The organism is Micromonospora sp. DT44 (assembly GCF_049841635.1).
GTDB lineage: Bacteria > Actinomycetota > Actinomycetes > Mycobacteriales > Micromonosporaceae > Micromonospora.
Genome location: NZ_JBNCKS010000051.1, coordinates 1 through 12225 on the forward strand (window position 1 = coordinate 1; position 12225 = coordinate 12225).

Here is a 12225-nt window from a genome sequence, read left to right on the forward strand (position 1 = left end):
ATCGATCCTGGCCAAGGTCCGACGTGGACGCGTCGCCCTCCAACAAGCGGCTAGTCAAAACTGAGACAGAACACTAGCTCTCCCGCAGCAGCCATGAGGCGTCCCTCCCAGGGTGTACTCGGGCGCCTGCGCGTCGTGGAGTCGCGCATCGGCTCTCGGGCTTTCGTTGGGGCGGGGGTGGATCTGTTGCTGGCGCCGGATCCGGCCCCGGTGCCCAAGGTGGCGAGTGGGTGGAAGGTCGAGACCGGTCACGTCTTTGTTGCCGGCCGGGGTCATGCGTCGAACTTTAACCCATCTTTAGATTTGCATGCATCGATGCAATTGATCACTGGCTGTACGTAGTCTGCTGCGGACCGTTCGGTCGAATGTCTCTCGTGCTCAGCAATCGTTGGGAGAACCAGGCGTGCAGAAGAAGAAGTTGTTCATCAGCAGCGCAGCGGCACTATCGGTCAGCGGTCTTCTGCTGGTCGTTCCTCTGAGCGGGGCGAACGCGGCTGACACCAGCCCCGCCGCGAGTAAGAAGCCGTCCGGGATGACTGCACTGGCTCAAACGACAGGGACCCCCGTAACAGTGTTGGCGGGCGCGAACAACATCTCCTTCGCCACCTGCCCCGCTGGCACGATCCTCACCGGAGGAGGCGGACAGACATCCGGGTTCGACATCTTCATCACTGACTCGTTCGCGTCGGGCAACGGCTGGGCGGTACGAGGCTCCAACCGGGGAACGACGGCTCAAAACCTTACGGCCGTCGCCATCTGTCTCGGGTAGGCCAGCTCGCAGATGAGCCCGTTATCCCCCGTGCCGGGGGTAACGGGCCCGCGGTCATCCCGGGCGTTGACAAAGCCCCGGCCTGGAAGCTCTTACGGCCGCCGTTTCCCTGCTCGGCGTCGTCGGCATCCTGATCTTCGTCCTCACAATGGGCGTCATCCGGCGCCTACGCCAGCACGCCGAGCCCATCTCCAGCCGGGGCGGCGCTGCCTCCCCGACGCTGGAGGCCGGGGGCCACGTCGGCGACTTCGCCACCACCGCCGTCGACGGGACGATCGTCGCCAGCGAGTTGATCACTGCCGAGTCCACGATCGCCATCTTTTCGCCCAGCTGCGGTCCGTGCCGGGAGGCTTCCCGCTTTCATCGAGTACGTCGGCCGGATGAACGGGCTCCAGCAGCACGTCATCGCGGTCGTGGTCGGCGACGAATCCGAGGCTGCGGAATTCGCGTCCCGGCTCGGCGCCCGCTCGCCACCGCATGCCAGGTCAAAGCCTTCCCCACCATCCTGGTCGCCGACCGGGATCCGGCCGGACACCTCACCGTGAAGGCGAGTGGTGTCGATCTCGACGAGATGCGGGCTGCCTTCGCGCGGCTGGATGATCGATTGCCGACAGCTCGGGTTTCTTCCGGCGGATCGGGTGCTGGGCACCCCCGTCGCCGAGCGCTGAGGCACGGCGACGGGCCGAATGTGCACGCCCGACGGCGAACCGCACAGGCAGTCAATGCCGTCCGTTGTTCACGAGTGCCAGTGCCAGGTCGTACGCCTCGACGAACTTGCCGTGCGCCACCCAACTCTTGGTCCGCATGTGCCGGGGCCAGTCCTCCCGGCGGTCGAGCAGGCGCGCCAGCGGGATGTGATACGGCCGCTCCATGCAGTGCAGCCCGTCGGTGGAGATGACCCACTGGTCGTTGGGCATCTCGACGACCGGCCCCAGTTCCACCGGCAGCCGGCCGGTCTGTGCGGCGACCGCCGTCCGCAGCGTGTCCACCAGGGCGCCGGCCCACCCGCCGAGCAACGCGTCGGCATCCACCACGAGGGCCGCCGCGATGCGGCCGGCCAGGTCCGCCTCGTTCTCGCCAGCACGCCAGTCGAGCGTGTCGATCGGTTGACCGTCGGCCCGTTCCAGCCCCACCGGCAGGTTGGCCGCCTCGGCCGGGGATCGGGGCGCCTGGACCCGCAGCCGCACGCCGGACGCCCGCACCTTCACCCGTACCCCGCGCGGCGCGATCGCCGAGACGGAGTCGGCCTCGGCAAGTACCCGGGCCACGGCGCGCTGGGTCGGTGACCGGTCGGCGGCGGCGAACGCCTCGTCCCGGCGCTCGCCGAGTTGCTCGATGTCGTCCCGGCTGGTCGCGCTCAACGCGTCGATCATCGCGGCCGTGGCCGAGACCTCGGTGCGCACCTGCGCCAGGTCGCTGGAGATCGATCGGGTCTGCTCCTCGGTACGGCGCATCCGCGCCTCCAACATGCGGCCGAGAAACAGCAGCGGCATCAGCATCACCAGTGCCGAGCCGAACTGCTGGAGCAGGCCGGGCACGTAGGACCGGCCTTCGATCAGCCAACCGGCCACCACCATCCCGGCGCCGACCAGTGTCGCCAGGATCGGCAGGGTGGCGTTGGGGTCGCGGGCGAGCCGCCAGAACCTGACCAGCATGTGCCTCATTCCCCTGGTGGCGGTGCTCGGTTATCGTCGGGAGGGGACGGTGACGGTCTGGTGCTCCGGACCGCAGGTTGGTTCCATCATCCCTGGACGGTGCCAATGCGCGCGACCGAGACCAAAGTGGTTGGTGTGCCGGTGGCCTACGGGCTGGAGACCTTCCGCAACCGGGTCGACGAGCTTGAGCACATCGTCGAGGCGCTGGTGCGGCCCGACACCCGCGTCGTGACTGTCGTCGGCCGGCGTGGCATCGGCAAGAGCGCCCTCGCCGCCAAGGCCGCCGAGCGGCTGATGACGGCCGTCGACGGACATCGTCCGGGTGGCATCGTCAACGTCAGCTCCCGCACCTCCGGGATCAGCCTGGAGCGGATCTTCCTCGACGCCGCCCACCTGCTCGGTCCTGCCGAGGAGGAGCGCCTGCTCCAGGTCTGGTCCAGCGGCCGTTCGGCGGCCGACAAGGTCCTCGAACTCTTCACCGCGCTGGCCCCGCTGCGCTGCCTGATCGTCGTCGACAACCTGGAGGACCACCTCACGGACGAGGGGGAGCTGACGGACGAGGACCTACGGCTCCTGCTCGACCTGGTCTTCCGGGCACCGCGCCCGCCGCGCCTGCTGATCACCAGCCAGGTGCCGCCCGCCCTGCCCGCGGCGGTCCGCCGCTACGAGGCCCGCCTCCGACTGGACCAGGGGCTCCCCACCGAGGAGGCGGTCGAGCTGCTGCGCGACCTCGACCGCTCCGGAACGACGGCGCTGGTCCACGCCAGCGGCGCCGAACTCGCCGAGATGGCCCGCAAGGTGTACGGCATCCCCCGAGCGCTGGAACTGGTCTTCGCCGCGATGAGCGACGACTACCTGACCATGCCGTCGCTGGGCGAGATGCTGACGTCGTTCGGCAGCCGCGGCGACATCGTGGCCGGCCTGGCCCAGGACCGCTACCACCGCCTCGACGAGCGGGCCAGGATCGTGCTGGACGTGCTCGCGGTCTTTCACCGGCCGGCGTCGGTGGAGGCGGTCGCCTGGGTGCTCCGGCCGATCGCGCCGGCCGTCGACGCCGCTCCGGCCCTCGCCACGTTGGCGCGTACCCACATGGCGACGCTGGACCGGCGATCCCGCACGTTCGTGCTGCACCCGCTCGACGCCGACCTGGCCTACGCCGGCCTGCCGGAGTCCGGCGTGCTCGGCCGGCGGTCGCTGGAACGGCGTGTCGCGCAGTATTACCTGCACGAGGCACCGGACGAGTCGCGGTGGGAGGTCGTCGACGACGTGTCGGCGTACCGCTGGGCGTTTCACCACTGGGTCAAGGCGTACGACTACGGTCTGGCCGCGCGGTTGCTGGAGCAGATCGGCGAGTTCATGGTCTGGCGCGGATCGACGGCCGCCGTGATCGAGATGCACGCCGAGGTCGACGGCCACCTTACCGACGACGACACCATCCTGGCGCACCTGCTCGGCTTCGGTTTCGCCCGCACGATCGGTGGCCCGGTGGCCGCCGCGGTGCCGTTGCTGGAGCGCGCCGAGGAACTGGCCCGGGCCGACGGGGACGAGCGGAAGGTGGAGAACGCGCTGCGCCTGCTCGCCGGCGCGTACCGGCCTGCGGGTCGGCTCCAGGAGGCGATCACCAGCGGGCTGGCCGCCGCCGACCTGGCGCACCAGCTCGGCAACTACCACAACGAGAGCCACTCCCTGATCAACGTCAGCCTCGCCCACAGCTACCTGGGCAACATGGGCGACGGGCTGCGCACCGCCGAGCGGCTGCGTGAGCTCGGTGAGGCACACGACGACGACCTGCTGGTGGCGCGGGCGCGGGACGCGAAGAGCGCCGCCTACCTCGTCGGGCGACGGTGGGCGGAAGCCCGGGACGAGGCGGCCGCCGCCATCGGCGCGTACGAGCGCAGTCGGGTCACCGAGGCGATCGGGTACGCCCGCAACGTGCTGGGCCTCGCACAGCTCGGGCTCGGTGAGACCGGGACGGCGACCGATACTTTCCAGCTCGGCCTGGCCGACGCCTTCACCTCCGAGCAGCCGAGGGTCGAGGGTTTCTGTCGGTACAACCTCGCCTGGGTCTACTGGTCGACGGGGCGACTCCAGGAGGCCACCGGTGAGGCACAGCTCAGCCGGCGCGCGTTCGAACGGGCCGGTAGCGCTGAAGAGCCGGCCGCCGCCGCGCTCGCGCTCGCCGCCGCCGCGATGCTGGCCGGCGACGTACCCGAGGCCTCCGCGCGGCTGGCCGAGGCGGCCCGGCACGTCGGTGCGAACCCGGACCTCTGCCCGGCGGCATGGCTCAGCGCCGAGGCGGAACGATTGACGAGAGCGGGTGCGGAATGAGTGGACCGGAGGAACTCGTGGGCGCGGCCCAGCTCGCCTACTTCCACGGTCGGGACCGGGATGCCGTCGCGTTGTGCGAACAGGCGCTCGACCTGCTCGACGCCGAACCGGTACGGCGACCGGAGCCCCGGGTCCGAGCGCTGCACGTGCTGCTCTCGGCCACCCAGCGCTGGTGGGGCGCCGAGGGGTCGCCGCAGCGGCCGACCGCCGAGTTGGTGGCTGCGTTGCTGGCGACCGCGGACGACAGCGGCGACCCGCTGCTGAAGTCGATGGCCCGGCACGCGCAGGGCGCGTACCTGATCGCCACGAACAGCCTGCCCGAGGCGATCTCCGTTCTGGAGGAGGCGGTCCGGTACGCCCGGGAGAGCGGAGACCCGCTGGCACAGGTCGACGCCATCGCCGAACTCGGCCACCATATGGCCGGTAGGAACCTGCACCGCACACTGGAGATGCTCACCGAGGCGCACGCGCTGGTCGACGGGCTGGACAGTCGCGACATCGGGGTGCTGGTGCGATCGGGTCGGATCGCTGGCTTCCTCGGGGTCGGCCACTTCGACGCGGGCAACTTCGACGAGGGCGAGAGCTGGCTGCGCCGGGCGCTCGCCGACCTGGAGACCGCCGGCATCCTCGACCAGTTCCTCATGATGTCCAACTACCTCGGACAGCTCCTGGTGGCCGCGGGCCGCTTCGCGGAGGGGCGGGAGGTGCTCGGCCGGGCGATCGACCGTACGCCCCGGGAAACAGATACCAGCACTCACCTCGGCTACAACCTCGGCCTGCTCGGAAAGCTGGAGTTGGAGAGCGGCCGGCCGGCTGAGGCGGCCGGCCCGATCAACGAGGGGTGGCGGCACCTGCGCCAGACCCAGCACGCGAGCGTCCGCCCGATCCTGCGCAACTACGTCGCCGAGCTGCTCATCCACCCGGGCTACGAGCGGCGGGACCCGGCGGCCGCGGACCGGCTGCTCGTGGAGAACGAGGAGGACGCGCGTCGGACCGGCTTCCTGCGTAGCGAACTCAACGCGCTGATCCTGCACGCCCAGGTGCGGCTCGAACTCGGTGACCTGCCGGGCGCCGTCACACTGGCCGAGCAGGCGGCGATCCGGTTGGAGAAGGCGGGGGCGTTGCCGGCGCTGCGCAGCGAGGAGGTCCACCTGGTGCACCACGACGTGCTGCGCCGTGCCGGCCGGGACGCCGACGCGCAACGGGCGCTCGCCCGGGCCCGGGACATCCTGTTGGCCAAGGCCGAGACGATTGCCGACCCCGAGCACCGCCGCACCTTCCTGACCCGGGTGCCGGTGAGCGCCGCGATCCTGGCCGCCACCGAGCGCTGGGGGTCGTGACCCAACCGTGGCGCCGGCACCACGACCGCAGGGATCCCGGTCACGGGAATGGCTACTACGACACCCAGAGGCTCTGTGGCCTGAAGCTACCCAGTCCTCGTGTCGCGGCGTCTCCTACCGACAGAACTGGGCATGGCGAAGAAATCCAACCCGTGGGTACGGCTGCTCATCACCGGTCTGATGCTCCTTCTCGCCGGTATCCGCACGCCCGACGTACAAGCCCTACGGCGCGCCGCGCGCGGCTGCCGAGGCACTGCTCGCTCTGATCGACGCCGGCCCGGAACCGGATTACGGCCCGGGGCGACTGAGCCCGATCACCCGCCGAGGTGGTCGAGCACGGCTTGCGCGTTCCGGACCACGACCGCGATCCTCTGCTGGGCGGCGCGCAGATCCTGGGCGTGCGCCTGAATCATCGCGGTCTGGTACGCGGACTCGACTGAGAACCAGACGCCCACGACGTTGTTACGGGTCTTGCACGCGACGTCCGCGGTCGCGGTCCGCTTCTCGGCGGTTGAGGGCGTGCCCGCTCGCAGATCCGCAGCTGCCGCCGCAGTCAACGGGTCGACGTAGTTGTAGCCCTGTTCGCGCATGCACGCAGACCATCTGCCGAACACCTGGCGCATCCGGTGGTCCGCCCGCGCCTGGTCGAAGGCGTTGAAGTCGATCGATGTGATGAGATGCTCGGCGATGTCCTCAGGGCTCGTGAGCTGCAGTTTGCGGCCCGCCTCGCCCGCGCAGCCGCCCGCGGGCACATCGTGCCCCTGGTAGGTGCGGGTGGGCTGGCCGGCTGGTGCCGGGCGGCCGTCCTCGCTGCCGGTCCAGACGAGCATTTCGGCGGGTGGTACGGCGGCGCCCGGCTTTGTGCGAGCGGTGGTGCCTTCGCCCGGTGCGAGGTGGTACCCCCACCTGGCGGCGACGGCCGGGTCGGTGACGCCGTACCGGCGCGACATCGGTTCAGGGCCCGCGCCGCCGGTGGCTGCGGCGGGCTGTCCGCGATCGATCCCGAAGCGTCGCATGCAGTCGTTGGCCAGGATGGATCGAGCCCGGTCCAGGGTGACGCGCTGCTCGCCGTCGAGCCGGTACGCCGCGATGGGCAGGACCAGTCCCGCAGCACCGTCGGCGCTGCGCATCTCGGTGACGGCGGGCCGACTGGTGATGGCGATCCCAGCCACGCCACCACGCTCACCTGTGCCGTCGGGTTCGGGGGAGCAGGCCGCCGCGGTTGCGAGCAGCAGCATGAGTGCGCCCCACCGGGCGGTTTTTCGTCCGCGCAATGCCATGTTCGCTGCCCCCGGCTGTAATCGGTGGCACATGACGCCGCGGCGACAGGGCCGACGGCGTCACGTGCCACGAGGGTTTGACGTGTCTGGATGATGGCTAGTTGGGGGACCAGGAAAGCGACCGGTTGTCGTTGGTGAGACCGGCGAGGCTGTACGGCGCGCTGCCCGCATCGCAGCAGATGCCCAGCGCGTACGACGGGCCAGTCATGCCGGGCTCGGACCAGATCACCGGCCGCCACGTCGTGTCGTAGTTCGAGGCTGAGCCGGCGTTGTTCCAGACCCGGGTGCCGTGGCCGGAACCGGACGGTCCAAAGTAGAGAGCTGGGTTCTTCATGTCGTTGATCCAGCCGTTGAGGCAGATGGAGGCCCCCTGCTGCTGTTGGCCGTAGTAGAGGACAACCGGACCGCCGGAGCGGACGGTGCAGTTGGTTTCGATCCCCCCGGCCGACGCCGATTCGGGGAAGGCGATCAGCGTGGTGCTGCAGGCGGCGGCCGCAGTCACGAGTCCGTGCAGGACTTTGCGGTTGAGTTTCACGGGTTCCTCCCTTGGTGCCTGATCATCCGGCCAGGCATTCGCACATTGGTCCGGTCCTTATGCCTTTCCGCTGGCGATCGTCGTTGAGCAGCCAGCGCGTAGGGCAAACGTTGAGATCCGCGGAAGCACTGAATGGGCCGGCCGCCGCCGCATTTCCCGTACGCGGTCAATGGCTTAACCGCGTGGCGAGGCTCAGTTGACCGTCATGGTCCGGGTGTCAGACCTGGCCGACATGTCGTCCCCCTGCTGCGGGCTGAGACGCCCGGGAACAGGGCGGCATGGCGGCATGGATCCGTTCAGCGGTCCGCTCAAGCCGGGCGCTGTCGATGGTGGGTGCCCGCGCCGGCCAGATGGTCTGGATCGGATCCCCGTGCCAGCGGGGAACCAGGTGTATGTGAAGGTGCGGGATCGTCTGTGAGGCAGCCTGGCCGGCCGAGATGATCAGGTTAAGACCGTCCGACGCGAGTGCCTCTCTGATGGCATGGGACACGTCGAGAACGGTGTCCATCAGCGGCTGGACGTCCTCCGAGGCCAAGGCCCACAGGTCGGTCACGTGCCGTCGAGGTATCACCAGAGTGTGCCCGGCGGCTGCGGGCAGCAGCGGGACGAATGCCATTGTCTGCGGGGTTTCATAGATCCGCAGAGCCGTTGCCGTGCCGTCACCGATCTGGCAGAACACGCAGGTCCCGACGTCGTCATTCAGCCGTTCGCCCCTCTTCTGCCGCATGTTCCCATCAGAAGCGAGAGTCGAATTTCTCCGGCATCGAAGGGCTCACCGTTCTGGTATGCGGCGCTCCCATACCGCGCCCGGCTCTGCTTCAGTCGAGGTGGAAGAGTCGACGTGCGGTGGAGGGAGTGAAGGCACCATGCCGTTACCGCAGATGTGCCTTCCGCCAGCGAGCAGGGTGGTCCGGGCGGCCCGAATTGCCGAGGTCGTCGGAGCGACGACCGCGTATATTCGAGTTCTCCCATGGGTGGAGGCTCCAGTGAAGTTTTCGGTGCTCGGTCCGCTGCGGGCTCTCCGGGACGGCCGCCCTGTCGTCCTGCGTGGACATCGGGAGCGGAGGATTCTGGCGGGGCTGCTGACCAGGCCGAACGGGCTGGTGACGCACGATCGGCTGGTCCGGGTGGTGTGGGACGACCCTCCCGCGACGGCGCGGCGACAACTGCAGAACTGCGTCTGGCAGTTGCGGCGCCAACTCCACGGAGAGGTCGAAGGAGAGCGGATCAGTGGAGCCCCAGAGGGCTACCAGATCAACGTCGACCGGACCGACCTCGACGCGCTGGTCTTCGACAGGCTCCTCGACGAGGCTCGTCGGCTCAGCGGGCGCCACCAGGACCAGGAGGCGATCGACGCGTACGACGAGGCACTCAGCCTGTGGCGAGGAGCGGTGGCGCTCGACGGGGTGCGGACCTCTTGGATCGAGGCTTGGGCGGCCAAGCTTGACGAGCGCCGGATCTGCGGCCTGGAGGAGCGGGTGGAGGTCCACCTGCGACTGAGTCACCACCAGGCGATGGCCTCCGAACTGACGGGGTTGGTCGCCGAACACCCACTGCGGGAACGACTCGTCGGGCAACTGATGGTCGCGCTGTACCGCGGCGGTAGGCAGGCAGACGCCCTCCGGGAATACCAGCATCTGGCCCACCGGCTCGCCGAGCTGGGGCTGACTCCCAGCCCGTACCTGGGGCAGCTGCAGGTGATGATCCTCCGCAACGACGCGGCCCTGGAGATCAGCTCCCAGTCGCCGGGGCATCCGCGAGCCCGGTCTGCCGTGGCGCCGTCGTCCCGGGTAGCGGCCCCGAATCCGGTCCCACTGCCCGCGGCGTGGCTTTCATCGACGCCGCCGGACCGCTCGGTTGACGGTGCGTCACCGTTCGAAGAACTGCTGCGCCGTACGCGTCAGGCGGCGCAGACGACCAGCCCCCGGGTGTTGCTACCAACCCTCGCCGCGCAGGTGCGCACTCTGCGAGGGCTCGCCGAGGTCAGCATGCTGGCCGAACGCGTGGAGATTTTTCACCTGGCCGCCCGGTACGCCGAGTTCACCGGTTGGATGGCGCAGGAGGCCGGCGATGACGCCGCCTGTCTGCAATGGACCCGTACCGCTGTCGCTCTTGCCGAGGCGTGCGGCGACAGGGATTTCGGCCGGCTGTTCGCAATCCGTCAGGCTGACATCGCCCTCTACGACGACGATCCGGCGCGCACCTTGACCGCTGTCGCACCGGTGGTGCGGGACGCGAACGCTTCGCCGCAACTCCGGCGGCTGGCGTTGGAACGGGTCGCTCAGGGCTCCGCCCTCATCGGTAGGTCGGACGACTTCCACGCGGCGGTGGTGGAGGTGAGGCGGGCGCACCGACAGTTGGCCGGCGGGACGCCCGTGTTCGGGTCGGGCAACATGCCGGATCCGGCGGCGATCGTGCAGGGGTGGGGGCTGGTCGATCTCGGGTCGTACCGGGAGGCGGCGCACATCCTCGACCGGGAGGTGCTCAGCATCAGCCCGGCGGCGAGCCGGGCCCGCGCCCGGTATGGCGTTCGCCGACTGCTCGCCCACGTCGGCGCCGGCCACCTCGATGCGGCCCTGGAACTCGCTCCGGACGTGCTGGACGGCATCGAACTGGTCGACTCGGCGACCATCCGCACCGACCTGCGCCGACTGCGTCGGCTGCTGGCCCGCTGGTACCAGGACCCCATGGTCGCACCGTTGACCGCCCGGCTCACCGAGGTCCTGACGCCGGCGGCACGAGCCGGCGCGTACGGCCTTGGACCGGCCGACGATTCCAGCCGACGGATCGGGTGAGCATGAGCGGCATCTTCGTTAACTACCGTCGCCACTTCCGCGAGGCCGGCGACGGCAGCGAACCCGCTCTGGTAGAGGCGCTCGCCGACCGGCTCCGGCGGCACTTCGGGGACACCGAGGTGTTCCTGGATGTGGAGTCCATCCCCGTCGGCGAGCGGTACCCCAACCAGCTCCGGGCCCGGCTGACCGACGCCGAGGTGCTGATCGCCATCATCGGTCCCGGCTGGCTGGCGGAGACCCGGCATCGGGCGACCTGGCCGGCGAAGGACTGGGTCCGCTGGGAGATCGCGGAGGCGTTGCGGCTGCCGGGCACGGTTGTCGTCCCCGTCCTGCTGGGCGAGACCCCTGTCCCGGTGGCGGATGACCTTCCGGCGGACATGCGCGACCTTCCAGCACGCCAGTCGCAGCGTATCCGGCACGGCACGTTCCGCCTCGACGTCACCCGGTTGATCGAGGCGTTGGAGGCACACGTCCATCCGACCTGGATTCCGCCCGAGGAGCCCGCGAAGACGTCCGGAGTATCCGGACGGCTGCTGAGGGTTCTCGCCGGCGCGGTCGGAACAGCGATCCTCGCCGCCCTCCCGTACTACTACTCACAAGCAAAAAGATCAGAGTCAGACCCACTTGGCGAGATCTTGCAGACCTACGCACTGGTGGTCCTCTTCGTCGCCCTGCTGCCTGTTGTCTTCTTGGCTGCAGCGATGCATCTGGCGGAACCCTGGAACAGGTTCGAACGCGCCCTCGTGGTAGCGAACCCGGCAGCCCTGCTGCTGGGGCAGGGCATGGCGATGACCTTCGTCCTGGGATTGATCCTTGGGGTGGTGGTGGCCCCCAACGCGACCGGGGAAAGCCTCAGCTTCGTGATCTCATATGTCCTGGTGTTCTTGGCCATTCCGATTGTTGGTGGCTACTACCTCATCCTTGAGCACGCCGCACGGCAGTGGCCGCCGGCTGTCCCGGCCCGCGGTGAGGCCGCCGGCGGCCGCGCCCTCCGGGTCATGGCACAGTACCGGGAACGTTCGGCCTCCCGATCCTTGCCGTTGTCCCGCCTGGAGCGCGATCAGACCGCGTGGGTGCACGGGCGCCTCGAGGAGGCGATGAACAGCCTGCGCGAGGAGACTCGGCGAGGCTGGGTCAACAAAATCAAGTCCATGGAAATCTTCTTCATCTTGCTCATCTCGCTTCAACTTCCGACCGTCACTCTCCCCGCCCTGTTGCTTCCGTGGGGACTCAATCGTCAGGGTGCGAGCCCGGTTTGGATCCTGGGCGGTGTCGTGGTGGCCGTTGTTGTCCCCATCCTCGGGCCGTTGGCGTGGGTGCTGTACGTGCGCATAGAACGACTGAGGAACGACCGGATCGCGGGGGAGATCGACTCGTTTCTGCGCGAGCTTGAGACCACGCTGGCCGCCGGTCATCAGTCGGTGGCCGTGGGTCCGCCCCCGCTGTCCACACAGGTTTTACCATGAGTAGAGCTGGCGCGAGCGCGACGGGTCACCACGCCACGACGCGATCGAGCGGGCGGT

At 69.3% G+C, this 12225-nt stretch carries 9 protein-coding genes; 5 read left to right on the top strand and 4 right to left on the bottom strand.

The window, feature by feature from the left end; translation table 11 throughout:
- The first annotated feature begins 403 nt into the window (after window positions 1-403).
- Window positions 404-769, top strand: a complete 366-nt coding sequence (locus ACLQ25_RS25345) for a hypothetical protein (RefSeq protein ID WP_425733294.1) — start codon at window positions 404-406, stop codon at window positions 767-769.
- Window positions 770-1488: 719 nt separating this feature from the next.
- Here the strand turns inward: ACLQ25_RS25345 and ACLQ25_RS25350 are convergent.
- The gene (locus tag ACLQ25_RS25350) at window positions 1489-2424 is read right to left on the bottom strand and encodes a hypothetical protein (protein ID WP_425733295.1); all 936 of its coding nucleotides are present in this window, start codon (window positions 2422-2424) and stop codon (window positions 1489-1491) included.
- Window positions 2425-2529: 105 nt separating this feature from the next.
- Between ACLQ25_RS25350 and ACLQ25_RS25355 the strand changes: the two genes are divergently transcribed.
- Both ACLQ25_RS25355 and ACLQ25_RS25360 read left to right on the top strand, forming a co-directional pair.
- Window positions 2530-4752 (top strand): AAA family ATPase, encoded by a 2223-nt coding sequence (locus tag ACLQ25_RS25355; protein ID WP_425733296.1) that lies wholly within the window; start codon window positions 2530-2532, stop codon window positions 4750-4752.
- Window positions 4749-6092 (top strand): hypothetical protein, encoded by a 1344-nt coding sequence (locus ACLQ25_RS25360; protein ID WP_425733297.1) that lies wholly within the window; start codon window positions 4749-4751, stop codon window positions 6090-6092. Before ACLQ25_RS25355 ends, ACLQ25_RS25360 begins: the two co-directional genes overlap by 4 nt.
- 314 nt (window positions 6093-6406) lie before the next feature.
- On the opposite strand, the gene ACLQ25_RS25365 is transcribed toward ACLQ25_RS25360, so the two are convergent.
- The 3 genes from ACLQ25_RS25365 to ACLQ25_RS25375 form a co-directional block, all read right to left on the bottom strand.
- The gene (locus ACLQ25_RS25365; RefSeq protein ID WP_425733298.1) at window positions 6407-7330 is read right to left on the bottom strand and encodes a hypothetical protein; all 924 of its coding nucleotides are present in this window, start codon (window positions 7328-7330) and stop codon (window positions 6407-6409) included.
- A 139-nt stretch (window positions 7331-7469) separates the two neighbouring features.
- Window positions 7470-7907: a hypothetical protein gene (locus ACLQ25_RS25370; protein WP_425733299.1), complete on the bottom strand. Its 438-nt coding sequence runs from the start codon at window positions 7905-7907 to the stop codon at window positions 7470-7472.
- A 217-nt stretch (window positions 7908-8124) separates the two neighbouring features.
- Window positions 8125-8634: an HIT family protein gene (locus ACLQ25_RS25375; protein WP_425733300.1), complete on the bottom strand. Its 510-nt coding sequence runs from the start codon at window positions 8632-8634 to the stop codon at window positions 8125-8127.
- A gap of 259 nt (window positions 8635-8893) precedes the next feature.
- Between ACLQ25_RS25375 and ACLQ25_RS25380 the strand changes: the two genes are divergently transcribed.
- Both ACLQ25_RS25380 and ACLQ25_RS25385 read left to right on the top strand, forming a co-directional pair.
- Complete coding sequence (locus tag ACLQ25_RS25380) at window positions 8894-10702, top strand: AfsR/SARP family transcriptional regulator (protein WP_425733301.1); 1809 nt, start codon at window positions 8894-8896, stop codon at window positions 10700-10702.
- A gap of 2 nt (window positions 10703-10704) precedes the next feature.
- A complete protein-coding gene (locus ACLQ25_RS25385) occupies window positions 10705-12168 on the top strand; it encodes a toll/interleukin-1 receptor domain-containing protein (RefSeq protein ID WP_425733302.1) in 1464 nt (487 codons plus the stop codon).
- Window positions 12169-12225: the final 57 nt, after the last annotated feature.